The sequence below is a fragment of the Microtetraspora glauca genome (assembly GCF_040656155.1).
GTDB classification, from domain to species: domain Bacteria; phylum Actinomycetota; class Actinomycetes; order Streptosporangiales; family Streptosporangiaceae; genus Microtetraspora; species Microtetraspora glauca.
The window spans coordinates 1-23,511 of the sequence record NZ_JBFALK010000031.1 but is presented as its reverse complement, the minus strand read 5'-3'; the positions used below and the strand labels follow the sequence as shown (position 1 = coordinate 23,511).

Annotated in this window: 19 protein-coding genes and 1 tRNA gene; 10 read left to right on the top strand and 10 right to left on the bottom strand. The window is 69.4% G+C overall.

Translation table 11 applies throughout. The annotated features are described in order from the left end of the window. Both AB0I59_RS38255 and AB0I59_RS38250 read left to right on the top strand, forming a co-directional pair. On the top strand, positions 1–1,554 hold the full coding sequence (locus AB0I59_RS38255) for a class I SAM-dependent DNA methyltransferase (RefSeq protein WP_358141258.1): 1,554 nt from the start codon (positions 1–3) through the stop codon (positions 1,552–1,554). A 169-nt stretch (positions 1,555–1,723) separates the two neighbouring features. After that, a complete protein-coding gene (locus AB0I59_RS38250) occupies positions 1,724–2,587 on the top strand; it encodes an abortive infection family protein (protein ID WP_358141119.1) in 864 nt (287 codons plus the stop codon). Here the strand turns inward: AB0I59_RS38250 and AB0I59_RS38245 are convergent. Both AB0I59_RS38245 and AB0I59_RS38240 read right to left on the bottom strand, forming a co-directional pair. Further along, entirely contained in the window at positions 2,566–4,671 is a 2,106-nt protein-coding gene (locus AB0I59_RS38245) for a GmrSD restriction endonuclease domain-containing protein (protein ID WP_358141116.1), read from the bottom strand. The genes AB0I59_RS38250 and AB0I59_RS38245 overlap by 22 nt on opposite strands. A 424-nt stretch (positions 4,672–5,095) precedes the next feature. After that, positions 5,096–5,169: transfer RNA gene (locus tag AB0I59_RS38240), tRNA-Arg, on the bottom strand. 299 nt (positions 5,170–5,468) lie between these two features. On the opposite strand from AB0I59_RS38240, the gene AB0I59_RS38235 reads away from it, so the two are divergent. Beyond that, positions 5,469–6,305, top strand: a complete 837-nt coding sequence (locus tag AB0I59_RS38235; protein ID WP_435831178.1) for an NAD-dependent protein deacetylase — start codon at positions 5,469–5,471, stop codon at positions 6,303–6,305. A 29-nt stretch (positions 6,306–6,334) separates the two neighbouring features. Here AB0I59_RS38235 and AB0I59_RS38230 read toward each other — a convergent pair whose 3' ends face one another. Next, complete coding sequence (locus AB0I59_RS38230; RefSeq protein ID WP_061259146.1) at positions 6,335–7,027, bottom strand: response regulator; 693 nt, start codon at positions 7,025–7,027, stop codon at positions 6,335–6,337. Further along, positions 7,024–8,181 carry a sensor histidine kinase gene (locus tag AB0I59_RS38225; protein ID WP_358141108.1) on the bottom strand — a complete coding sequence of 386 codons (1,158 nt, stop codon included), beginning with the start codon at positions 8,179–8,181 and terminating at the stop codon, positions 7,024–7,026. Before AB0I59_RS38225 ends, AB0I59_RS38230 begins: the two co-directional genes overlap by 4 nt. A 151-nt stretch (positions 8,182–8,332) precedes the next feature. Here AB0I59_RS38225 and AB0I59_RS38220 point away from each other — a divergent pair, with 151 nt between their 5' ends. From AB0I59_RS38220 to AB0I59_RS38205, 4 genes are read left to right on the top strand one after another with little or no spacing between them, the layout of a single operon-like run. Then, entirely contained in the window at positions 8,333–8,941 is a 609-nt protein-coding gene (locus AB0I59_RS38220; protein WP_358141106.1) for a hypothetical protein, read from the top strand. Between the two features lie 52 nt (positions 8,942–8,993). Beyond that, entirely contained in the window at positions 8,994–9,698 is a 705-nt protein-coding gene (locus AB0I59_RS38215) for a TetR/AcrR family transcriptional regulator (protein WP_358141102.1), read from the top strand. A 37-nt stretch (positions 9,699–9,735) separates the two neighbouring features. Beyond that, positions 9,736–11,886 carry an SDR family NAD(P)-dependent oxidoreductase gene (locus AB0I59_RS38210; protein ID WP_358141255.1) on the top strand — a complete coding sequence of 717 codons (2,151 nt, stop codon included), beginning with the start codon at positions 9,736–9,738 and terminating at the stop codon, positions 11,884–11,886. 11 nt (positions 11,887–11,897) lie between these two features. Then, positions 11,898–12,824 (top strand): amidohydrolase family protein, encoded by a 927-nt coding sequence (locus tag AB0I59_RS38205; protein ID WP_358141099.1) that lies wholly within the window; start codon positions 11,898–11,900, stop codon positions 12,822–12,824. Here the strand turns inward: AB0I59_RS38205 and AB0I59_RS38200 are convergent. Next, entirely contained in the window at positions 12,802–14,058 is a 1,257-nt protein-coding gene (locus AB0I59_RS38200) for an ATP-binding protein (protein WP_358141096.1), read from the bottom strand. The genes AB0I59_RS38205 and AB0I59_RS38200 overlap by 23 nt on opposite strands. 161 nt (positions 14,059–14,219) lie before the next feature. Here AB0I59_RS38200 and AB0I59_RS38195 point away from each other — a divergent pair, with 161 nt between their 5' ends. Then, positions 14,220–15,188 carry an aldo/keto reductase gene (locus AB0I59_RS38195; RefSeq protein ID WP_358141093.1) on the top strand — a complete coding sequence of 323 codons (969 nt, stop codon included), beginning with the start codon at positions 14,220–14,222 and terminating at the stop codon, positions 15,186–15,188. 12 nt (positions 15,189–15,200) lie between these two features. On the opposite strand, the gene AB0I59_RS38190 is transcribed toward AB0I59_RS38195, so the two are convergent. Both AB0I59_RS38190 and AB0I59_RS38185 read right to left on the bottom strand, forming a co-directional pair. After that, positions 15,201–15,959: an SDR family oxidoreductase gene (locus AB0I59_RS38190; protein WP_358141090.1), complete on the bottom strand. Its 759-nt coding sequence runs from the start codon at positions 15,957–15,959 to the stop codon at positions 15,201–15,203. Continuing rightward, complete coding sequence (locus AB0I59_RS38185) at positions 15,956–17,182, bottom strand: acyl-CoA dehydrogenase family protein (protein WP_061259137.1); 1,227 nt, start codon at positions 17,180–17,182, stop codon at positions 15,956–15,958. The genes AB0I59_RS38190 and AB0I59_RS38185 overlap by 4 nt, the downstream gene beginning before the upstream one ends. Positions 17,183–17,257: 75 nt before the next feature. Between AB0I59_RS38185 and AB0I59_RS38180 the strand changes: the two genes are divergently transcribed. After that, positions 17,258–17,923: a helix-turn-helix domain-containing protein gene (locus tag AB0I59_RS38180; RefSeq protein ID WP_358141087.1), complete on the top strand. Its 666-nt coding sequence runs from the start codon at positions 17,258–17,260 to the stop codon at positions 17,921–17,923. A 44-nt stretch (positions 17,924–17,967) separates the two neighbouring features. Here the strand turns inward: AB0I59_RS38180 and lpdA are convergent, their stop codons facing one another. Beyond that, a complete protein-coding gene (gene lpdA / locus AB0I59_RS38175; protein ID WP_358141084.1) occupies positions 17,968–19,368 on the bottom strand; it encodes a dihydrolipoyl dehydrogenase in 1,401 nt (466 codons plus the stop codon). A gap of 118 nt (positions 19,369–19,486) precedes the next feature. Here lpdA and AB0I59_RS38170 point away from each other — a divergent pair, with 118 nt between their 5' ends. Then, complete coding sequence (locus AB0I59_RS38170) at positions 19,487–20,308, top strand: class I SAM-dependent methyltransferase (protein ID WP_061259134.1); 822 nt, start codon at positions 19,487–19,489, stop codon at positions 20,306–20,308. A gap of 178 nt (positions 20,309–20,486) precedes the next feature. On the opposite strand, the gene AB0I59_RS38165 is transcribed toward AB0I59_RS38170, so the two are convergent. Both AB0I59_RS38165 and AB0I59_RS38160 read right to left on the bottom strand, forming a co-directional pair. Continuing rightward, positions 20,487–20,990 (bottom strand): GNAT family N-acetyltransferase, encoded by a 504-nt coding sequence (locus tag AB0I59_RS38165; protein ID WP_358141081.1) that lies wholly within the window; start codon positions 20,988–20,990, stop codon positions 20,487–20,489. 59 nt (positions 20,991–21,049) lie between these two features. Further along, entirely contained in the window at positions 21,050–22,387 is a 1,338-nt protein-coding gene (locus AB0I59_RS38160) for an HNH endonuclease signature motif containing protein (RefSeq protein WP_358141078.1), read from the bottom strand. Between the last annotated feature and the right edge of the window lie 1,124 nt (positions 22,388–23,511).

Sequence of the window (23,511 nt, the reverse complement as noted above, 5' to 3'; positions counted from 1 at the left end):
ATGCCAACCGAGGAGCCAGCGGAGTTGCCGGAGGCAGAGTCACGAGAAACGGCAGCACACACCCGTTCGCTCGTGGACAAGCTGTGGAGCTACTGCGATGTGCTCCGCGACGCGGGAGTGCCCGCAATCGACTACGTCGAGCAGCTCACATACTTGCTTTTCCTGAAGATGATGGACGAGCAGGAGAAGAAGCTCGCGCGCAGGGGGAAGCCGAACCGGGTCTTGCCTGTAGGGATTGACTGGGACACCCTTGCAAGCAAGAAGGGCGCGGACCTCAAGGGGTACTACGAACACGTACTGGAGGACCTCGGCAAACGCCCCGGGATGTTCAGGCTCATCTTCCTCGGCGCCCAGAACAAGGTCCAGGCGACGGGGCTGCTGGAGCGGCTAATCAAGGAACTGATCGGCAAGACCCAGTGGTCAAAGGAAGGCGTGGACGTCAAGGGTGACGCCTATGAGGAGCTCCTGTCCCGCAGCGCCAGCGATGTGAAGTCGGGGGCCGGGCAGTACTTCACCCCGCGTCCACTGATCCGCGCCATGGTGGACTGCGTTCAGCCGACTCCGGAGGACACGATCGTCGATCCGGCCTGCGGCACGGGTGGCTTCCTTCTGCTGGCCAACGAGTACCTGCGTCGCGAGTACCCCATGGAGTCACTCAACCCCGACCTGCGCAACCGAGTGATCCATGGGCATGCCTTCCATGGCGTGGAACTGGTCCGCGGTACGGCCCGCCTCGCGGCGATGAACATGCTGACCCATGGAGTCGTTCCCAGCGAGAACCAGGAAGTCATCGAGGTGGGTGATGCTCTCCTGAATGAGCCGAAGGTGCGTGCCACCCTCGTCCTCGCCAATCCGCCGTTCGGCCAGAAGTCCGCGATCACCGTGCTCGGCGAGGACGGCAAGGTGGTCAAGGACGAGGCCGTCTACACCAGCCGCGACTTCTGGGTCACCACCAAGAACAAGCAGCTCAACTTCGTTCAGCACATCGCCAAGCTGATGAAGATCGACGGCCGTGCCGCCGTAGTCCTGCCGGACAACGTGCTCTTCGAGGGCGGAGCCGGCGAGACGATCCGGCGTCGATTGCTCAAGGAGTACGACGTCCACACGCTGCTCCGCCTGCCGACCGGCATCTTCTACGCGGGCGGCGTGAAGGCGAACGTTCTCTTCTTCGAGCGCAAGCGGCCATCGGACAAGCCGTGGACATCCAAGCTATGGGTGTATGACTTCCGTGCCGGAGAGAGCTTCACGCTCAAGCAACGGCCGCTTCGCCGCGAGCACCTGCAGGACTTCGTCGACTGCTACCTCCCCGGCAAACCCCGTGAAGAGCGTGTGGGAACTGAGCGCTTCAAATCCTTTACGTACGAGGAACTGATCGCCCGCGACAAGGTCAACCTCGACATCACCTGGTTGAAGGACGACGGAGCAGGCGACTCGGTCCAACACTCTCCCGAAGAGATCGCCCGTTCGATCGCCGCCGACCTCAAGACCGCGCTCGCGCAGATCGAAGCCATCGCCGACGCCCTCGCCAGCCGCAACCAAATGGAGAACACTTGAGAGCCAAATGACAGGATCACTAATGCCGTGCACCTGAGCATGCGCCCTTCACGACTCGATCGTGACGCCACGGTAGACGCGTGTCCACTCGGGCTCTCAGCTGGCCTTCTGATTTATATCGAGCAGATCAACTTACGTAACACACCCCCATTAAGAAAGATTCGTGCCCGTGACAGACACGAAGTCACCCCTGCTCAGCACCGATTCCATTGGGGCGATTGCGGACATCGCACGATCGACCCGTGACGCGGAGCGCGCGTTCTCCTCGGTCGGCATCACGCTGCGCAGGAAGCCCGCCACGACGCATGGCGGCACCACGGTCGTCCCCAGCACGGCGAGCCATGTCTCCACCACGCTTCGCGGACTCGACCTCACCGAGCCTGGCGTGGTCAGTGCGGTGTTACGCGCGACGGTGACACTGGCCGAGATCTACGAGTTGGCGTCGTCGACAGACCAGAGCAGGCTGGTGCGCCTTCGCCACTGCCTGGCCGCGGACGGGTTCCCGCTCGACCCCAGCGGGGATCCGATGGCCGCCATTCGCGCTCTGGGCGCGGCTGCCTCGGGCGTCCTTCCGGACGCGTCGGCCATCCGGGTCGAGCTGGCCCGCCTGGAACGATCCCTGGAGGGCGACCCCAGCCTGGCGATCGGTAAAGCAAAGAACCTCATCGAGGCCACGGCCAAAGCCGTTCTGGCTCAGCGTGGTCAGCCGGTCGGCAGTAACTTGAACGTTCCCACGCTGGTCAAGAAGACGATGGAGTCTCTGGGCGTCCACCCGGACCAGATCGACGCGACCACATCACCCATCGTCCGGGCAATCCTGAGCGACCTGCAGGACATCGCGCTCAAGGTCGGCACGCTACGGAACAAGGCCGGTGACGGTCACGGCAACACGTCTGCCGTGACCGGGATCGCAGCCAGGGACAGTCGCCTCGCGGTACGCACAGCCATTGCCTGGTGCGCCTACATATTGGACACGCTCAGCGAACCCGGCGGACCATCACCGGCGTCTGGTCACTCAGGCAGTCCCGGCTGAGCCACTCGCTGGGCGAACTCCTCACGCAGGTCGGAGAGCAGCTTCAGCCCGTTATCCGTTGCTGCGTACCAGAACTCCCAGCCGTTGTAGCTCTTCACGTCGAGTACGGCGCAGGCTGCACCCGACGGCGTGTCGAAGGTCTCGCCATCAACGTCGATCTTTCCGTCGGAGGTCACGACCGCGGTCGCGTCCGTCCCGCGCTGATGGTCGATGAGCGTGGTGCCAGCCTCCAGCAGGCCGAGATCGATGAGGTCTGCGATCTTGACGCCAAAGACGCCGTTAGATTTCGGCACGGCCTCCAGCGCGCCAGGGGCCGGGTATTTGGGGTGGTAGGACTGGTCCTGGAGCAGCGTGAACGCATCCCTGGTCATCTGCGCCATCAGATGGCGACGTGCGGCCAAGAACGACTGATACTCCATTTCATGCCAGTTCTCCGGAAGCGCGTGCAGGTAGGCATGCTTGGCCAACACCTCGGAGGGCATGTTCACCTCGGCGATCTCCTGAGGCCAGTACTCCGAAGGCGCCTTGTCAGAGATGGCGATGTTGGTGTGCCACTCCGCGAGTGCCATGTTGGCGATCTGATTGATCTTGTTGGTGTCCGTGATCTGGAGCGCTTCGCGGAGATACTTGCGCGGAAAGAGGTGGTGCCGCTCGATCCCTCGCTTCGCGATGATGGCGGGGTCGAGCCGGGCGCGGACGCGTATGTGAGAGAGCAGCGCGGGCGCGTCGTGGATGTTGAGAGCGGCGATGTACGCCATCAGCGCCGGGGACTTCGCCGCTGAGGTGGCCAGCCCGTTAGGCAGCGTGATCGTCCAGAAGTCGTTGGTCAGCGTGTCGTTGATCAGGTTGTCGAGCGTCTCGCAGTAGCCGTCCGTGTCTCCGGGGGCGATGCCGTCGAACAGGGCGAAGTCCCGCTCCGCTTGGCTCTCGAACGAGCTCGAGTAGCGACCGGTGGTGTGCGCCATGAAGAACCAGCGCGCGATGACCTCGCGAAGCCGGGGAATCGGCACGCCGTAGTGGACCTTGCCAAAGAGCCACATCGCGTACGTGAACAGTATGGCGTTGTCGCTGGAGATCATCTTGCTGCTGCGGAACCCGGCACGTTCCAGGCATAGAAGGAACTCGTGCCAGTGAGTGAGATCGAGAACGTGAGCCTGGGCCTCTTCGAGTTTTGCGAACCGCTCCTGCCGGCCCTGGGGGGAGAGGCTTCCTGACTCCGGGTCCCGGCCACGCAACAGGGTGTAGACGTTCTTCAACACTGCTCGGCGGAAGGCCAGGGCGACGGTGACGCGGAGCAGCTGCGGCGGCTGCGGCTGGATGTACCAGTTGAACGAGGAGGCGGTGTCGAGCGTGGGTGTCTTGGCGGCCCGACAGAAATCCTCGAGTTCCCGACGGCCCTTCTCCCAGAACACGCTCATCAGCGTGAGGATGAAGTCGGCCTGGTTAAGGGTCACGCCCTCGCTGTTGATACGGACGAAGACCTCTGCCACCTGCTCCTCGTCGACCTCGCTCGACAGCTCCACTACTTTGAACGTGTAACTGTCGAGACCGCGGAGCCGACCCAGGGTCTCACTGAGTTGGTCGCGCTGGTCTTCAGTCAGGACGCGCTTGGTTGACAGACGTGTGAGAAACTCCCGAACCGTCTTCTGGAAGTTACTCGCTGTCCACAGAACGCTGATGTCCGGGATGAACTCAGGATCCTTCTCGATGGCGGCGTCAGTGACTGCGAAGGTTTCATCCGCCGCTCGGAAGGCGATTCGGATCCGAGTCCTGGAGTAGTCCTCGCGCAGGACTTCCATGCCCTTCATCACGGCGTACAACGACGTCAGCCGCTGCTGCCCATCGACGATCAGATAGTGCGGTACGGCTTTCCCTGTACCGATCTGCCTGGCGCCTGGGTCGGCATCAGTTGCCCAGAACAGCAGGTAGCCAACCGGGAAACCCTTGTACATGGAGTCGAAGAGTGAGCGGACCTTGGTCGCCTGCCAGACAAACGGACGCTGGATGTCGGGGAGCGCGATCTGTCCGAGATCGACGGCCTGGACCAGGAAGCTGACGGGATAGCTGGCGTCCTTGAAAAGCATCGCGGCCATGATCACCTACAAGTTGGAGGGCGAGGTAGCTGATCATTAACCCTAGCTGGGGACTTCGAGGTCGTCCCTGGACTTGGAGAATCATCAGGACCTGGAGTCCATGGTTCCTGTCCTGCCTCCTCGGCGCCCGCCGCAATCGCATCCAAGGAGATGGTCTAAGGGTTGCGTCCAAGGAAGTGGTGCAGGAGTTTCCGCTGGTAGAGGCGTGGTGTCGTGAAACGAGGACGGCCATCGCGTGTGATCGGGACATTCACCAAGACGGTTGGCGAGCTTTCACGACCGGCACGACCGCTTCCGATCATGTCGCGTGCACGATCTGTGCACGCGAGCACGCTACGAGCACGTAGAGGGTGGGTCTCTGTTCCAGAGGAGCCTTGAACTCTGCGTTTCCGCAGGTCAAGGCCATGATGATGAGCGCGCCCTGAGGGATTCGAACCCCCGACCGTCGGATTAGAAGTCCGATGCTCTATCCGGCTGAGCTAAGGGCGCTCGTGCCTAATTGTGCATGATCCTGCGAGTAGGTACGTACCCGGTCCTGCTGCTGTTTCCCCGTGTGACCCAGGAAGATCAGATATGGGGTGACCGTGGCGGGAGAAGTCAGGGGGATCACGACCTCCGGCGTGACATCGGGAGGGGCCGAAGCCGCGCCCCCTTCCTCACCCGAGTTCGCCGGACGGGCGGGGGCGGAGGCTCAGGTAGGCACGGCTGTCAGGCACCATGGACGGATGACTCGGGCGGTAGGCGAAGATTCAGGCGGCCTGTCCGGTGGGCTGCTCGACTCGTCGGGCATGTCGGCCTTCCCTCGGTTCCGCATGCTGGTCGATCTCGTCGCGGACGGGGACGTGGTGGTCCTGAGCGGAGCCGGCCTGTCCACCGAGTCCGGCATCCCGGACTACCGCGGAGAAACCGGCCGCAGGCGGCGAGCCGAGCCGATGACGTACCAGACATTCGTCGGGAGCGCCGCCGCGCGCAGGCGATATTGGGCGCGTAGCCACGTGGGGTGGCGGCACATCGCCCGTGCGACCCCCAATGCCGGCCATCACGCGATCACCGGGCTGCAGAGCCGCGGGCTGGTCGCCGGGATCATCACCCAGAACGTCGACGGACTGCACCAGTCCTCCGGCGCGGAGCACGTGATCGAACTCCACGGCAGCCTCGACCGCGTCCGCTGCCTCGCCTGCGGTCGACGCACTCCCCGGCAGACGCTCGACCAGCGACTGCGCGAGGCCAATCCCGGATGGCACGCGCGGGCCGGGGCGATCAACCCCGACGGCGACGCCGTACTCGCCGACGACGAGATCGACGCCTTCCGCGTCCTGGACTGCCACGGCTGCGGGGGCGTGCTCAAGCCCGACGTGGTGTTCTTCGGCGAGAACGTGCCGCGGGCTCGTGTCGACGGCTGCTACGCGCTGGTCGAGCGCGCGGGCATGCTGCTGGTACTCGGGTCCTCGCTGACCGTCATGTCCGGCTACCGGTTCGTACGCCACGCCGCCGAACGGGCGATTCCCGTCGCGATCATCAACCGGGGTCCGACCCGAGGCGACACCGACGCCCTCCTGACCTTCGACGCATCTCTCGGCACCACCCTCACCGCCCTCGTGTCAGAGATCGACCTCGCTCGGTGACGGACGGCGGTACCCGCTGCCGGCACGGGCTATCCCGGATCGGCGTCGGAGTGGCGCGATCCGGGAGTGGCCAGGCCGGATTCGTACGCGAAGACCACGGCCTGGACTCGGTCCCGCAGGCCCAGCTTGGTCAGGACCCGTCCCACATGGGTCTTGACCGTGGCCTCGCTGAGGAACAGCGCCCGCCCTACCTCGGCGTTCGACATGCCTCGGGCGAGGTGGGTGAGCACCTCGGTCTCCCTTTCGGTGAGGTCGGCCAGACGGGAGTCGGGTGCGTGTCGCGCGGGTGGAAGGGCCACGAGCTTGTCGACCATGCGGGCGAGCACCGGCGGCGAGAGCATCGTCTCGCCCGCCGCGCATCGCCGTACGGCGTCGCACAGTTGGTCTGGTGGTGTGTCCTTGAGCAGGAACCCGGCGGCGCCGGCCCGCAGGGCGTCGTAGACGTGCTCGTCGAGGTCGAAGGTGGTCAGCATGACCACGCGGGTGCGTTCGGTGGTGGCGAGAATGCGCCGGGTCGCCTCGACTCCGTTGACGCCGGGCATGCGCACGTCCATGAAGACCACGTCCGGGCGGAGCCGCTGGGCGAGGAGTACCGCCTCGTCGCCGTCGGACGCCTGCCCGACGATCTCGATGTCCGGCTCCTCCGCGAGGATCGCCGCGAGCCCGCTCCTGGCGAGGGGATGATCGTCCGCGATCAGCAGGGTGATCGTCGTGCCGGTCACAGCGGGCGCTCCTCGGCGGGGAACCGCGCGGTGACGGTGAACGCGGCGTCGTCCCGCAGGATGTCGAGTGATCCGCCGTGCAGCCCGACGCGCTCGCGCATTCCGGTGAGTCCTCTGCCCGCACGGAACGGGATCGATCCCCGGGACGGATCCGGGTTGGACACGGTGACCGTGGTGCCCGAGTCCGAATAGGCGATGGTCACCCGGGCCTGTCCCGTCCGACCGTGGCGCCGGGTGTTCGTCAGGGCTTCCTGCACGATGCGGTAGATCGACAGCTCCAAACCGGGTGCGAGCGAGGGGCGTTCGCCGACTTCGACGAACTCCACACCGGTGCCGGACTCGCGCGCCTCGTCGATCAATGTGGTGAGATCCGACAGGCCGGGCACCGGATGGTACTCGGCCGTCTCGTGCAGGACGTCGAGCAGACGACGCATTTCTATCAATGCTTCGCGGGCCGTGCGCCGGACCGTACGGGCATGCTCCTCGGCGGCCTGGGGACGGGTGTGGATGAGGCGTTCGGCGGCGCCGGCCTGCATGGCGATGATCGAGAGCGAATGCGCGACGACATCGTGCAGTTCCCTGGCGATGCGTGCACGTTCGGTGGCGGCGGCCTCGGCGACGGACCGGGCGGCGGCCTCGTCCTTCCTGCGGGCCGCCTCCTCGGCCTGCGCCACCCGCATCCGGATGACCCGCCCCCCAGCCCAGCTCCCGAGGCAGAAGAACGACAGCAGGGCGTAGTCACCGGGCCCGGGGGCGCCGGTGTAGTAGTCGAGATAGGTGGCCGCGACGATCGCGCCCGCCCCGACCGGGGCACTGCCCCATGCCAGCCAGGCCGGTCGCGCGTACAGGCCGCATGAGAACGTGGCGACGAGCAGCGCCGGGAACGGCGTGGCCCCGGGCTCGAACGTGGTCGCGAAGTACGCCCGGACCACCAGCGCGACCGCGATCGCGAGCAGGACCGGCACCGGAAACCTGCGGCGCAGCACCAGGGGTGCCGACACCACCAGGGCGAACAGCACCCGTACCGCGAGAGGGCCGGGTCCGGGCAGAGCGACCGCCTCCACCAGTGCCCACACGCCGAGGAACGCGGCGAGCCAGTAGTCCGACCGTGGTGGCCGGGCCGGGACGTGCGCCAGCCGGGAGAGGGGATCCACGCGGCCACCGTAGCCGCTGCCGTCACCCGCGACGTCCCCCGCCGGACGTGGCCGGGGTCATCCTCAGGTCGCGCCGGCTCGCGCCGTGAGGATGAGATCCGCGCGCCGTGACGGCGATGTGCGCGACATCGCGTCCGAGCACGCTGGAGGCATGACTTCTCCAGCCTCCGCTTCCCACTCCCCCGCTTCCCAGGATCCGGCGGGGACCTCCCGGACGCTCGCCCTGTGCGCCGCGGGGACGGCGATCGCCTCCCTCGTCGCGGGCACGCTGCAGCTCGTGCACACCCCCTCAGGTGAGGAGACGGTGGTCGGCGTCGAGCACGTGACCCTCGCCTGCCTCGCCACGCTGCTGATCCTGCAGATCCCCGTCGTCCTCACGGTCGCCCGATGGGCGGGTTCCCGCTGGTGGCCGCTCGTGGCCGTCACGGGCATGGTGCTGCTGGCCGCGGTCGGCACCATCTCCAACGTCCTCGGGCACGACGCCTCCTTCTTCGCCGCGGTCGCCATCCCGGCGAACCTGCTGTGGTTCGCCGGTCTCATGGCCGTGGCCGTGGCCGTGTGCCGCCGACGGCGCCTCCCCCTCGCTCTGGCCGTACCGCTGCCGCTGACCTGGCTGTGCACGATTCCGCTGTCCAGCCTGGGTGGCGGTCTACTCGCCGGCGCGTACTGGGCGATGCTGGGGTGGATGTTGTGGACCCGCGCCCTGCCACTCGCGGGATCCGCGGATGACGAACTCCATGGTCAGGCCGGCCGGCGGTAATCCAGCGGGCGATCGATTGCGAGGCCGGCGCGCACGCGGCCAGACTTGAGGCATGAAGACGAGCGAGGAAGACGTCTCCACGCCCCGCGCGCGTCGCCGCGGGCGGCCGCCACGCGACCTTTCCGCACCGGCCACGCCCGAGCGCATCCTGTCGAAGGCGACCGAGCTCTTCGCCGTGCGCGGGTTCGACGGCGTCTCCATGCGCGACATCGCCGGTCAGGTCGGGATCGACGTCTCCAGCGTGCACCACCACTTCCCGTCCAAGGCGTCGTTGTGCGAGGCGTGCTTCGCCCGGGTCTTCGAACTGGAGCGCGCGACCCTCGAACCCTCGGTCCGCGCGGTGGCGGAGGCCGCGCGCTCGGCGTCGCCCACGGAGCTGGTCGCCGCCGTGCACGGCGTGGTGGACACGTTCGTCGACTTCCTGGACGAGCATCCGCACACCACGTTCCTGTGGCTCCGGCGCTGGCTGGACCCCACCCGCCACGCGCCGCTGGACGAGGCGTACGCGTTGCCGATCTACCACGAGATCGAGCAGGCGCTGCTGGACGCGGCCGCCCGCGGGCTCATCATCGAGCCGACCCCTCACGTCACCGTGCGCGGTCTGGTGTGGGCGGCGCACGGGCACGTGGCGGCGTTGACCGCCGCGGGCGCGGGGGCCGTGGCCGTCGCCCGCGAGAAGCGGGAGTTCCGCGCCTACGCCCATCGGCTGATCGATCTGCTCTACGCACCCCCTGGCGCGAACGCCGCATCCCGCTAGTATTCCATCAGTCGATGGATTAATCGGAGGCTGCGTGATGGACTCCAGGAAGCCGGGCATGACCGCCGTCGTCGGCGGCGGCGCCGCCGGGATAGCCACGGTCAAGGCGCTGATCGAGGCGGGCGTCCCCGTGCTGGGCATCGAGCGCGCGGACGCGCTCGGCGGCCTGTGGCGGCTGGACGACGGCACCGCCGCCTACGACGGTCTCCACCTCAACACGAGCAAGCCGCGCACGCAGTTCTCCGACTTCCCCATGCCTTCGCACTGGCCGGACTATCCGACCCGGGCCCAGATGCTGGAATACCTGCTCGCGTACGCCGGTCGTTTCGGGGTGGGCGACCGGTTCCGGTTCGGTACGACGCTCGAGTCGGCGCGGCGTTCCGGCGACGGGTGGGAGCTGGTCCTGGACGGCCCCGGCGGGCGCGGCCACGAGACGGTCGAGCATCTCGTGGTCGCCAACGGCCACAACCACGTGCCGCGCTATCCCGACCCGCCCTACAACGGGTCGTTCACCGGCACCCAGTCCCACGCGCACGGCTATGTCACCCCGGCGGAGTTCGCGGGGAAGCGCGTGCTCGTGGTGGGCACGGGCAACTCCGCGATGGACATCGCCGCCGAGCTGACCGGCCACGCCTCGGCCGTGCTGCTGTCGGCCAGGCGAGGGGTCTGGGTGGTGCCCAAGCGGCTGCTCGGCCGTCCCTCCGACCAGCTCAACGGCGCCCTGGCCGCCCTGCTGCCCTGGCGGGTACGGCAGGTGATCGCGCAGACGATGCTCAGGGTCGCCGACAGGAAGCCCGCGGGACCACGCCTTCCCGCGCCCCGGCAGGGCCTGCTCCAGGACCACCCCACCCTGAGCGACTCCGTTCCCGCGCTCGTGGCCGCCGGGAAGGTGCTCGCCCGGAACGGCATCTCCCGTCTCGACGGGTCGCGGGTCCACTTCACCGACGGCCGGGTGGACGAGGTCGACCACATCATCTGGTGCACCGGATACCGCGCGGTGGTGCCGTTCCTCGACGCGGACACGGTGGCCGATCCGGCGAGGCTGCTGCTGTACCGCCATGTCCTGCCCGTCGGCGAGACGTCGCTCAGCTACGTCGGGTTGATGCAGTCCACCGGGTCGGCGCTGCCGGTCGTCGAGGCGCAGGGCCGGCTGGTGGCCGCCCTCCGCGCCGGGAGGTACCGGCCGCCGGGTCCGGAGGCGGCCTCGAAGGTCGCCTCCGCCGAACTCGCCAACGCCCGGGCCCGATGGGGCGAGCGGAGGCCGCACATGCGGATCGACATCGACGAGTACCTCCGGATCATGAGGAAAGAGCTGCGCTCCTCCCCCGGGCGCTCCTCCCCCGGGCGCTCCTCCCCCGGGCGTGGCCTGGCCGGTCGCAGGATCCTGGTCACCGGGGCGGCCGGCACCTTCGGCCGGGCCATGAGCGAACGTTTCGTCGGCGCGGGCGCGCACGTGGTCGGGCTGGACGTCGTACGCCCCGAGGACGCCGGCGTACCGATCATCACCTGCGACATCACGTCCCAGACGTCCGTGGACGCCGCGGTGGAGGAGGCCGTGGCGCTCCTCGGCGGCGTCGACGCGCTGGTCAACAACGCCGGGCGCGGCGGCCCGGCGCCGGCCGAACTCGCTCCCGACGAGGAGGTGGACGCGCAGTTGCGGCTGAACCTCGTCGGCGCCTGGCGGGTCACGGCCGCGCTCATGCCGCATCTGGTACGCGCGAGGGGGCGGGTGGTCTTCATCGCCTCCCGGATGGCGGTCCTGCCGTTGCCGCTCGCCGCCGCGTACGGCGTCTCGAAACGCGCGCTGGCCGCCTACGCCGACGCGCTCCGGCTCGAGGTCGGAACGCACGTCGGCGTGACGACGATCTATCCGAGCATGGTGCGCAGCCCGATCCACGACAGCACCCGGCGGGCCGGCCTGTCCCTCGACGCGGTGTCCAGGCCGGAACCGGTGGAGGGCGTGGTGGACGCGGTCGTCGGCGCGCTGACGGCGCGCCGCGCCCCCCGTGACGTGGCCACCACCGCCCGCGGACGGGTCGAGATGATGCTGGCCAGGCACGCGCCGCGCTTGGCCGACCGGCTCGTACGCCGGACCGTGGCGGCGCGGATCGCCGCCGGGGACTTCGCCGAGGCTCCCCTCGCGGCGGGCATGGTGCGCAGACACCGCGCCGGTCCCGATTCCAGCTAACGTGAGGCGTTATGACGGAGTCGGAGGAGATTCACCGGGTCACCGCGTTCTGGCAGGGTCTGGGCCTGCCCGGGCTGATCGACGTGCACACGCACTTCATGCCGGAACGGGTCCTGTCCAAGGTGTGGGCGTACTTCGACGCCGTGGGCCCGCTGATCGGCCGCCCCTGGCCGATCACGTACCGGATGGAGGAGGACGAACGGGTCGAGCGGCTGCGCTCGTTCGGCGTCCGGGCCTTCACCTCGATGCTCTATCCACACAAGCCGTCCATGGCGGCCTGGCTGAACGGCTGGGCCGCGGACTTCGCCGGGTGCACGCCCGATTGCCTGCACACCGCGACCTTCTTCCCCGAGCCCGGCGCCACGCGGTACGTCACGGAGGCGATCGAGTCGGGCGCCCGGGTGTTCAAGGCGCACCTCCAGGTGGGGGCCTACGACCCGCGCGACCCGCTCCTCGACGACGTCTGGGGCGTGCTCGCGGAGTCCGGAGTCCCCGTCGTGGCGCACTGCGGCTCGGGGCCCGCGCCGGGACGGCACACCGGGCCGGGCCCGATCGGCGCCGTGCTCGCCCGGCATCCCCGGCTGCGGCTGATCGTCGCTCACATGGGTCTGCCGGAGTACGCCGAGTTCCTCGACCTGGCCGCCCGCCATCCGTACGTCCACCTGGACACCACGATGGCCTTCACCGGGTTCACCGAGGAGGCCACGCCGTTCCCGAAGGCGGAGCTGCCCCGGCTGCTCGATCTCCAGGACCGCATCCTGTTCGGCAGCGACTTCCCCAACATCCCCTATCCGTACGCGGAGGCCCTGGAGGCCCTCGCCGGGCTCGGGCTCGGGGACGACTGGCTGCGCGCCGCCTGCCACCACAACGCCGCGCGCCTCTTCCCCGCGGTGACCCCCGCGGTGACCCCCGCCGCTATACCCGAGCCGCGATCCTGAGGTCGCGGTCGAACGCGTCGATGTCCTCGTCCGTCAGGGTGCCGCGGGTGCTCCCGATCGCGTCCAGGTAGTCGTCGGTGAGCCGGGCAGGCCGCGGGTCGTACCCCTGCGCGAGGTGCCGTTCGAACGCGGTCTGCGCCGCCGTACGCGCCGCGTAGTCGATGTCGGCGGGCGTGAACCGGTCGCTCGCCTCCACCAGCACGTCGAGATCCACCTGCGCCAGGCGGTCCGGGCCGATGTAGCGCGCCCAGATGGCCCGGCGCGCGGCCGCGTCCGGCGGGCCGACGGGGATCAGGTAGTCGAACCGGCCCGGCCGCAGGAACGCCGAGTCGAGGCTGCCGATGGCGTTGGTCGCGCAGATCAGCAGCCGCCGGTCCCGCTGCCGGAAGACCGGGATGAGCTTGAGCAGCTCGTTGGTGACCCGGTGGGCGAGCGAGCTCGGATCGCGCCGCTCCGAGGCGATCTCCTCCGCCTCGTCGAAGAACAGGACCACCTGCTCCAGATGTTCGACCTGCGAGAAGAGCTGCCGCAGTCCACCTGCCACACCCAGCGGATCCCCGGCCAGCTGGTACGGGAAGACCTCGACGAACGGCCACCGCAGCCGCGAGGCGACCGCCCTGGCGAAGGTCGTCTTGCCGGTGCCGGGCGGGCCGAACAGGATGACCGCGCGAGGCGGCTCAAGCCCGTAGTGCGCGGCGACGTCCCGGTGTTCGAGCGGCATGACCAGGCGGCGCTCGATCAGCGCCTTCTCCGCCTCCATGCCCGCGATCCTGTCCCACAGGCGCGGCCCCGGTACGGCACCGCCGAGCTGGTCGAGGATCGTGACCTCGGCCCTGGCCAGCGGCAGCTGCTTCTCGAAATAGCTGATGTCGGGCCGGTGGGCGTACCCGGAGTTGATGAAGGCGTTCTCCCCCACCTCGTGCTCCGGCAGCAGCGCGCCGATGCGGCGCACGCCGAGCCGGGCCAGGCGTTCCTCGACCGCCGACAGCAGGGCCGAGCCGATGCCCCGGTGCCGCCATTCCCTGGCGATGGCGAGCTTCAGCACCCAGGCCCGGTCCTCGTTCGCCGAGGAGACGGCCACCCCGACGATCTGGGCGCCGACGACCGCGACGACACCGGGCGCGCCGCGCCCGACCGCGCCGATCCCCTCCGACAGCGTCACTATCGGATCCGCCGAGGTGTCCCTGGAGTCCTCCCAGACCCTGACCACCTGGTCCAGGTCTTCCTCTTTCAAATCACGAAGGTGCCATGGAGCCATCCACGTTCTCCCGATCCGGATTGCGGTTGACGACACCTCCTTCCCCCCTCCACGCTGCCGAAACACCGGCGACACGGCCCGTCGGCAGAGGGAGCCGCGTGTCATGATCGTTTGCGCGCGGCGTTATGTTGTGCCGCATGGACGCACGCGCGCTACGCCCGCTCGGCCGTACCCGCCTGATGGTGACCCCGCTCGGCCTCGGGCTGGCCGCGGTCGGCCGTCCCGCGTACATCACGCTCGGCCGGGCCGAGGATCTCGGCGCGGACCGGAGCGTCCCCGCGATGCGGGATCGGGCCTGGGCCCTGCTCGACGCGGCCTGGGAGGCGGGCGTGCGCTACTTCGACACCGCCCGCTCGTACGGCATGGCCGAGGAGTTCCTCGCCGGGTGGCTGCGCGACCGCGGCATCGCCCCGGGAGCCGCGACCATCGGCTCGAAGTGGGGCTACGCGTACGTCGGCGGGTGGAGGATGGACGCCGGGTACCACGAGGTGAAGGAGTTGTCGGCGGGGCAGCTGCGCCGCCAGTTGGAGCAGACCCGGGCCCTGCTCGGCGAGTACCTCTCGCTCTACCAGATCCACTCCGCGACCGTGGAGAGCGGGGTGCTCGACGACGAGGACGTGCTCGTCCGGTTGCACGCGCTGCGCGCGGAGCACGTCGCGATCGGGCTCAGCACGACCGGGCCGCGCCAGGCCCGCACGATCGCGCGGGCGATCGAGAGCGGGGTCTTCGACACGGTGCAGTCCACCTGGAACCTGTTCGAGCGCTCCTGCGAGGCGGCGCTCGCCCGCGCGCACGAGGCGGGCCTGGGAGTGATCGTCAAGGAGGCGGTGGCGAACGGGCGGCTGACCGCCAGGGCGGCGCCGGCCGCTCTCGCCGAGGCGGCCCGCGAGCGCGGCGTCACGCCGGACGCGGTCGCGCTCGCCGCCGTGCTCGCGCGGCCGTGGGCAGGCGTGGTGCTGAGCGGCGCGGTCTCGACGGCGCAGTTGCGCAGCAACCTGACCGCCACCGGGGTGGAGTGGGACCAGGAGCTCGACGAGCGGCTCGCCGGGCTGGCCGAGGACCCGGAGACCTACTGGGACACCCGGGCCGCGCTCTCCTGGCGCTGACTCACGGCGGGATCAGTCCTTCCGCGCCAGGCGCGGCCCCGGAGCGCGGCGGAAGCCGAACGGCTCGCTCTCACGGCCGGGGATCACGAACCAGCACTCCCCCGTCCCCTCGCCGTCGAGCAGCCGGACGAACGTGTCCACGACCTCGGACACGTCGAGGATCGGGAATCCCATCTCCTCCAGCATGGACCGGCTGTCCGCGATGATGGCGGTGTCCGCGAACGACGGGCACAGCGCCTGCACCCGTATGCCGAGCGGCTTGAGGTTGTCGGCGAGCGAGCGGACCAGCCCGACGACGGCGTGCTTGTTCGCGGCGTAGATGGGGTCGTGCGGGATGCCCACGATGCCCGCCATGCTCGCGGTCGCCACAATGGTGCCGCCGCCGGAGGCGACCAGCGCCGGGATCGCGGCGTTCACGCCGAACACGACGCCGTCGAGGTTGATCCCCATCGCCCTCCGGTAGCGCGCCAGGTCGAAGTCCGCGCCGAGCCCGCAGCCCGAGGCGACGCCGGCGTTGAGGAAGGCGAGGTCGAGCCGGCCGTACCGCTCGGTCGCGGCGGCCACCGCGGCCGCGTTGTCCTCGGGGCGGGACACGTCGCAGTGCGTGTACAGCGCGCCGAGTTCGGCGGCGAGAGCCGTACCGGCGTCGTCGTCGACGTCGGCGAGGACGAGCCTCGCCCCGTCCCCCGCCAGCCGGCGGGCCACCGCGGCGCCGATGCCGCCCGCACCCCCGGTGATCAGAGCGACCGTGCCCTCGGTTCGGTACGTCACAGCGGCAGCCCTCCTGTCGCGGCGCTGGTCGAGCCGGTGTCGCGGTAGGCCGCGATCGTCCGCTCGGCGATGCGCATCCGGTGGATCTCGTCGGCTCCGTCCGCGAAGCGGGCCCAGCGCGCCTGCTGGAACATGTGGGCCAGCGGGGTGTCCGTCGAGTAGCCGAGCGCGCCGTGCACCTGGATCGCCCGGTCGATGATGCGGCCCAGACTGCCCGCCACGAAGTGTTTGGCCATCGACACCTCGGTGCGGAAGTCCTCACCCTTGTCGATCTTCGATGCGGCGTGCAGCACCATGAGCTTGCACTGGTACAACTCCATGGCGGAGTCGGCGATCAGCCACTGGACGCCCTGCTTCTCGGCCAGCGTCGAGCCATGGCTGTAGCGGTTCACCGCCCGATCCACCATCATGTCCAGCGCCGTCTCCGCCTGGGAGATCCAGCGCATGCAGTGCGCCAGCCGGGCCGGGCCGAGGCGGTACTGCCCGAGCCTGTGCCCGTTGCCGCGCCCGCCGAGGATCTGCCCGTCGGGCACCCGCAGGTCGGTGATGACGATCTCGCTGTGACCGGTCGAGCCGTGCATGGTCTCGATCTCGCGGACGTCCTGCCACCCCTCCTGGGGGAGGTCGACGAGGAAGGCCGTGGTCGCCCCTCGGACGCCTTCGGGCACGTCGGGCTCGGTCCGCGCGATGAGGATGGCGAAGCTCGCCCGGCGCGCGTTGGAGATGAACCACTTGTGCCCGTTGATGATCCATTCGTCGCCGTCCCTGACGGCGTTCGTACGGATGAGCGTGGGATCGGAACCGGCCACCTCGGGCTCGGTCATCGCGAAGCACGACATCACGGTGCCGGCGAGCAGCGGCCGCAGATATCGCTCCTTCTGCTCCTCGCTCCCCCAGTGCAGCAGGGTGTGCATGTTGCCCTCGTCGGGCGCGGCGCAGTTGAGCACCCACGGCCCGAGCCGGGTCTTGGCCGCCTCGGACTGCACCATGGCCAACTCGACGTGGCCGAGCCCCATCCCGCCCCACTCCTTCGGCATGTGCGGCAGCCACAGCCCCTCGGCTCTCGCCCGCTCGCGCAGCCCGAAGATGACGCGGAGGTACTCGTCGCGCCGCCCGCCCGGGTCGAGGCCCTCGGTCGCCGGGACGATCGTGTCCCGCACGAAGGTCCGTACGCGGCGGCGGATCTCCTCATGTTCAGGAGCGAGCGTGAAATCGATGGCCATCGGACCCCCATTTCAGGCAAGTGCCTGATTACGATAACGAGTGATCCATCCGCCGACAAGGGAGGAACCGGGCCCATGCCGCCCAACCCGGAGGCCACCTGCAGGAGCCTGGTCGAGGCCGCCGAGCGCCTGTTCGCCGAACGGGGCATCGAGGGCGTGTCGCTGCGCGAGATCAACGCCGCCGCCGGGCAGCGCAACTCGACGGCCCTGCAGTACCACTTCGGGGACCGCCAGGGCCTGCTGGGCGCGGTCCTCGCCAAGCACCATCCCGCGATCGAGGCGCACCGCCACCGGCTGCTCGACGCGTACGAGTCCGGTGGGAACCTTCCCGACGGCGCGGCCCGGCGCGCGTTGGCCGCCGCCCTCGTCCGGCCCCTGGCCGCGAAGCTGGCCGACCCCGACGGCGGCCGGGCCTACCTGCGGATCATGGAACAGCTCGTCCACCGCACCCACCTGCCCGCGCTCGGCGGGATCCGGGACGATCCCGCGCAGAGCGTCAACCGCTGGCGCGGGCTCGTCGCCCCGCTGCTCCCCGAGACCGCCGTACGACGCCTGCACCAGCGCTTCATGGCGATCCGGGTGGCGTACGTCGAGCTGGCCCGGCGCGCGGGCGGCCCCGAGGGCAGGGACGACCGGCTCTTCACCAGCCACCTGATCGACGTCGTGTCGGCGATCCTCGCCACCGAGGTGTCGGACGAGACCGCGCGGCTGCTCGCCGAACGCGACCGGGACGCCCCCTGACCCGCCAGGCCCGGTGTCAGGTCAGGGCCGCACGCTCCCGTGGCTCACATGTTGATCATGTGTCCGGCCAGGCCGTGGATCGCCTCCTTGACGGCCTCGCCCAGCGTCGGGTGCGCGTGCACGTTGCGCGCCACCTCGTTGACGGTCAGATCCCACTGCTGCGCCAGGGTCAGCTCCGGCAGGAGTTCCGTGACATCGGGCCCGATCAGGTGCGCTCCGAGCAACTCGCCGTACGTCGCGTCACTGAGGATCTTGACGAAGCCGACCGTGTCGCCGAGGCCGTGTGCCTTGCCGTTCGCGCTGAAGGGGAACTTCGCCACCTTGACGTCGAAGCCCTGCTCGCGCGCCTGCGCCTCGGTCCAGCCGAAGCTCGCGATCTGCGGCTGGCAGTACGTCGCCCGGGGGATCATGACGTAGTCCAGCTCCATGGTCTCCGCGTCCGCGATCGTCTCGGCGGCGACGACGCCCATGGCCTCCGCCGCGTGCGCGAGCATCAGCTTCGCCGTGACGTCGCCGATCGCGTAGATGTGCGGGACGCTGGTGCGGCACCGGCCGTCCACGTCGATGGCGCCCCGGTCGGTCACCCGTACGCCGGTGTTCTCCAGGCCGTATCCCGTGACGTTCGGCTGGAAGCCGATGGCCTGGAGCACCTTGTCGGTCTCCAGGACCTGCTGCCTGCCCTCGTGTGACACCGTCACGCGGACCTTCTCGCCGGTGTCGTCGATGCCCTCGACCCTCGTGGAGGTGAGGACGTTGACGCCGAGCCTCCGGTAGCGCCGCGCCAGCTCGGCCGACACCTCCGCGTCCTCGAGCGGGACCATCCGGTCGAAGAACTCCACGATCGTCACGTCCACGCCGTAGCTGTTCAGCACGTAGCCGAACTCCACGCCGATCGCCCCCGCCCCGGCGATCACGATGCTGCCCGGCAGCTTGTCGCTGAGGATCTGCTCCTCGTACGTCACGACCCGCTCGCTCAGGGACGTCCCCGGCAGCAGCCTCGGCGTCGCGCCCGCCGCGATGATGCAGGAGCCGAACGTCACCGTCTCCGAACCGCCGTCGTTCAAGGCCACCTGGAGGGTGTGGGCGTCGGTGAAGTGGCCGCGGCCCTCGAGCTGGGTGATCGAGTTCTTCTTCATCAGGTAGTGGACGCCCTTGACCCGGCCGTCCGCGACCTTGCGGCTGCGCTCGTAGGCCACCCCGTAGTCGAACCCGACCTGGCCGTCCACGCGGATGCCGTACGTCTTCGCCTCGTTGGCGAACAGGTGCACCAGCTCGGCGTTGCGCAGCAGCGCCTTGGACGGAATGCATCCGACGTTGAGGCAGACGCCACCCCAGTAGCGTTCCTCGATCACAGCCGTCTTGAGCCCGAGCTGGGCCGCGCGGATGGCAGCGACATATCCCCCTGGGCCGGCGCCCAGCACGACCACGTCAAAGTGTTTGCTCATGCGCCAACAATAGGACGCGGCCCCGGGCGCCGACCCGTCGTGCCGACCCTCGGAAACCGGTTCCGGGACGCCCCGCCCGGGATCGCGTCAACGCGCCCGTCCCGGGTATCACGCGCGGGTGACCACCGAGAAGGTCGCCTTCACCGGCGCACGGCAGACCCTCCTCGCCACCCTGTACGGCAGAGCGCTCGACAGCCGCTCGGACCACCCCGTCCTCGGGGACACGATGGCGGAGGAGACGGTCCGCCGCATCGCGTACGACTTCACGCGCTTCCACCTGAGCCGGGGTGAGGCGACCGGCGTCGCCATGCGGGGAAGGCAGTTCGACGAGTGGACCGCCCAGTTCCTCGCCGCCCACCCCGACGCCACCGTCGTGCATCTGGGCTGCGGCCTCGACGGCCGGGTCTTCCGGGTCGCCCCTCCCGCCGGCGTCCGGTGGTTCGATGTGGACTATCCCGAGGTCGTCGAGCTGCGCCGCCGCCTGTATCCCGAACGCGCCGGCTGTCGGCTGATCGGCTCCTCGGTGACCGACCCGGAATGGACGGCCGAGATCCCCGGGGACCGCCCCACGCTGGTCGTGGCCGAGGGGCTCACGATGTATCTGACGGCCCCCACCATGGAGGCGCTCGTCCACCGGATCATCGACCGCTTCCCCCGCGGCCAGTTCGTCTTCGACGCGGTGAGCCCGCTCGGCATACGGGCCCAGCGGTTCAACCGTGCCCTACGCGCCGCCGGCGCCACCCTCACCTGGGGCCTCGACGACCCCCGCCGGCTGGAGAGCTGGGATCCACGGTTCACCCTGCTCACCGAACTGGCCGCCGTGGACCTGCCCTGGATCGACCGGCTGCCACCGCACTACCGGATCGCCTGCCGGATCATGAAACTGATCCCCCCGATCCGCCGTATGGGCCTCCTCCTGCGTTACCGGTTCTCGCGCTGACGCCGCCTCCGGTACGTCCCCGGCCCGCGGCGATCGTCCTCACCCACCAGGGCACCGCGGGCGCGGCAAGCGTCAAGCACCCCGTCCGGAACCGGACCGGCGGGTCCCCAGATGTCACTATGAACGGATGGGTACTCGCGAGTCCCCGCGTTCTGCTGATCACAGGAACCGTGATGACTCACACCGTGCGCTCCATGCACACCAGCTGATCCCGCTCGTCCCATGACTCGGTGACGGTGAAACCGAGCCGCTCGTACAGGGTGACGGCATCTGCCCGCCATTCCCACACCGACAGCCTCACCGTGCGGACGCCGCTGTCCGCGCAATGTGCAAGCGCGGCGCCGACCAGGCCGGACCCGATGCCCTGGCCGCGATATGCCGGGTCCGTCCAAAGCCTCTTGATCTCTGACCGTCCCCCGACGGGGGCGGTCACCACCAGGCAGCCCACGGCGGTATCGCCGCTCATCGCCACCAGCACCGCATCATCGACGAACGCGGCTCGTGGGTCCAGGACCTCCGCCTTGTAACGGTCCGGCAACCCGTCCACATCGGTAACAGCTTCGCCCTTCTCTGCCTCCGTCCGCAGATGGTAGGCCGCCAGCAACTCGACCAGCCCGCCTTCAGCGGTCGAAGGGCTCCGACCTGGCCAGCGGACGATGACCACCTCGCGTCGATCAGTCATTGCGCCAGCATCACACGACACATGCCAGACGGCGCGCAGCCCCTTGATCCACTTTCGCCCTAGAAGGGTGGGATATCGTCCGCTGGGTCGGATAGCGGAACAGGTGGTGTCTCGGCTTCGGCACGTTCTGCTCGATCTTGTACGGGCTGTTCCCACCAGGCGGGTTCGTAGTTCCAGGTCGGCAGGAATGGGAGTTCGTCGTTGGCGGGATCGGTGATGCTGCCCGCGCCGTACCCGCTCACCGCAAGGCCTGTCCTGTTCGGCCTATGTGTGCTGTGGCGGTGTGTGCGGTGGCGGTGTGTGCTGTGGCCGTCTCCGGCGGCACCCGGCCGGCCGCTGACCCGATCGAGGTGGTCGCCCTTCGCGCCGCCCACGGCGATGACGTGCTGGTCGCGGTTCTGGAGCGGGCGAGCGGGTTCGGCCGCCGGGGCGCCGGCGGAGTCCGCTCGAGGTTGGCCGCCGCAGCCGGGACGCCGCCGTGTGTCCGCTGCGGAGCCGCCCGCCTGCTGGATGCCGGTGGTGTCCGCCCCGCGGGTGGTCCAGCCGTTGGGTGCGAACGGCTCGGGTAGGGATTCGATGATCGGTGGCGGCTGCACGGGATAGGTGTGGCCGGTCCGGCTGATCCAGGTCAGGTGCCCGGGGCTGGTCTGGATGACCTGCCAGCCGTTGTCGCGTAGGTCGTGGTCGTGTGCGCATGCGGCGGCGAGGTTGTGTTCGGTGGTGGGGCCGCCGTTCGCGTATTGGCGGGTGTGGTCCATCTCCGACCGGGTCGCAGGTGCTCGGCATCCGGGGTGGGAGCAGACTCTGTCGCGGATCTCGATCTGTCGCCGCAGCCGGGTTTTGGGGAACCGCCGCCGCTCATCCCTGGCAGTCGTGTCGCGGCCGGTGGCTGGATCCTGCCTGTGGTCGGCTGCAGGGCCGCCCGAGCCGGCCTCAGCAGACTGGCCGGCGCCGAAGTCCGCGATGGCGCGGCCTTCGAAACCTGGATCGGCGATATCCGCGCCACCACCACGACTGTTGCCACCATGACCGTTGCCACCATGACCGTTGCCACCATGACCGTTGCCACCATGACCGTTGCCACCATGTCCGTCGCCACCATGTCCGTCGCCACCGTGTCCGTTGTCGTCGCCAGGCTGGGAGGACTTCTCAGCGGGTTCGTCGCTGGGAATGGAAACCTTCTCGGTCACCTCGTCGTATTGACGCATGATGTCGGCGATCACACCGGCCCAGCCGCCCTGGGCGTAGAGGTCGGCGTGCAGCTCGCGCAGCAACGCCAGCGGAAGCTGGAGCTCGACGATCCCGCGACGGCGAACCGAGGTCGGCCTCGCGCGAAGAGCCTCGCCCGGCCGGTCGCCGTCTTCCTGCCCGGCAGCCGGTGTGCGGGCAGGCGTCATCCCTACCCTGGCCGTGCCCGCCGGATCGCTCCCATCCCGGTTGTCACCCGCGAGGGGTTGGGAGGGTAGGCCGGGTGTGAGACCGAGACCGAGACCGTGCGCAGGGTCGGGTGCGGGGTGGCGGGGCCATCCTGTGGGGCGGCGTCGGGTGATCCCGGCGTGCAGGAGCTGTCCTTGTTCGTCGCAGATGGCGAACCGCCACTCGCCGCCGATCTGACGTTTGGCGAGCCGGCGTGCCAGCTGGGCGTGGATGGGTCCCCATCCGGCGAGTTCGGCGGGCAGGTCGTCCAGGTGCATCAGGGTGGAGACCTGGACCCGTAGCTCACCGGCCGCGAACCCGACCGCCCCCACCGCGCCGGCTACGCCGACCGCAGTCCCGTTCTCGTTCTCCGTGCTTCCTGTCATGGTGCCCGCGCCTGCCAGGCCCGTCTGCAGGTTGCTGCTACCGGTCCCAGAAGCAGGGGCAGCGTTGGACTCGACCCCAGAGCCGGGGCCAGTGTCGGGACCGGACCCTGGGGCGGGACCGGCGGGACCACCAGGACCAGGATCGGGGTCGGGATCGGACCCCGGGGCGGGGTCGGCGGGGCCACCATCGCCAGGACCAGGACCAGGATCACGACCAGGATCGGGACCGGACCCCGGGGCGCGACCAGCAGGGTCGCCATCAAGAGGCCCGGGACCAGCGCCAGGACCGGGGTCGGGTCCGGGGCCGGGGGCGGGCGGACCCGCGTCAGGGTCGCTGTCGCGGGGCTCGGGGGGGCAGACGTCGCCGCCGTTGTGGACGGGACTGTGGGCACTCGCCTCGGAGCCAGGGGCGTCGCTACCCCCGAGGGGATCTCTGAGGCTCGCATTGGGGCTGAGGTCGCCGCCACCGGCGCCGCACGCGTCAAACACACCGATGCGGTTGCCGTGATCGGCGGGACCGGAGGAGGCCGCGCTTGTGTCGGTGTGGGCAGCCTCGCCATCACCAGAGCCGTCCGGGTCACACGTATCGATGCCGTCGCCATGGTCGGATGGAGCGGAGGGGGCCGCGCTGGCGTCGGTGTCGTCAGCCCGGCCGCCGCCAGCGTCGGACGCGTTCGCGTTACAGGGGTCGGTGCCGTCGCCGTGATCGGCAGAGCCGT

What these genes read in the sequence shown, in the direction of transcription:
- AB0I59_RS38185 (WP_061259137.1), bottom strand. Translation starts at nt 17,182, where the DNA reads ATGGCCATCGATTTCACGCTCGCTCCTGAACATGAGGAGATCCGCCGC.
- AB0I59_RS38160 (WP_358141078.1), bottom strand. Translation starts at nt 22,387, where the DNA reads ATGACGCCTGCCCGCACACCGGCTGCCGGGCAGGAAGACGGCGACCGG.
- AB0I59_RS38165 (WP_358141081.1), bottom strand. Translation starts at nt 20,990, where the DNA reads ATGACTGATCGACGCGAGGTGGTCATCGTCCGCTGGCCAGGTCGGAGC.
- AB0I59_RS38215 (WP_358141102.1), top strand. Translation starts at nt 8,994, where the DNA reads ATGAAGACGAGCGAGGAAGACGTCTCCACGCCCCGCGCGCGTCGCCGC.
- AB0I59_RS38220 (WP_358141106.1), top strand. Translation starts at nt 8,333, where the DNA reads ATGACTTCTCCAGCCTCCGCTTCCCACTCCCCCGCTTCCCAGGATCCG.
- AB0I59_RS38255 (WP_358141258.1), top strand. Translation starts at nt 1, where the DNA reads ATGCCAACCGAGGAGCCAGCGGAGTTGCCGGAGGCAGAGTCACGAGAA.
- AB0I59_RS38235 (WP_435831178.1), top strand. Translation starts at nt 5,469, where the DNA reads ATGTCGGCCTTCCCTCGGTTCCGCATGCTGGTCGATCTCGTCGCGGAC.
- AB0I59_RS38180 (WP_358141087.1), top strand. Translation starts at nt 17,258, where the DNA reads ATGCCGCCCAACCCGGAGGCCACCTGCAGGAGCCTGGTCGAGGCCGCC.
- AB0I59_RS38205 (WP_358141099.1), top strand. Translation starts at nt 11,898, where the DNA reads ATGACGGAGTCGGAGGAGATTCACCGGGTCACCGCGTTCTGGCAGGGT.
- AB0I59_RS38210 (WP_358141255.1), top strand. Translation starts at nt 9,736, where the DNA reads ATGGACTCCAGGAAGCCGGGCATGACCGCCGTCGTCGGCGGCGGCGCC.
- AB0I59_RS38195 (WP_358141093.1), top strand. Translation starts at nt 14,220, where the DNA reads ATGGACGCACGCGCGCTACGCCCGCTCGGCCGTACCCGCCTGATGGTG.
- lpdA (WP_358141084.1), bottom strand. Translation starts at nt 19,368, where the DNA reads ATGAGCAAACACTTTGACGTGGTCGTGCTGGGCGCCGGCCCAGGGGGA.
- AB0I59_RS38245 (WP_358141116.1), bottom strand. Translation starts at nt 4,671, where the DNA reads ATGCTTTTCAAGGACGCCAGCTATCCCGTCAGCTTCCTGGTCCAGGCC.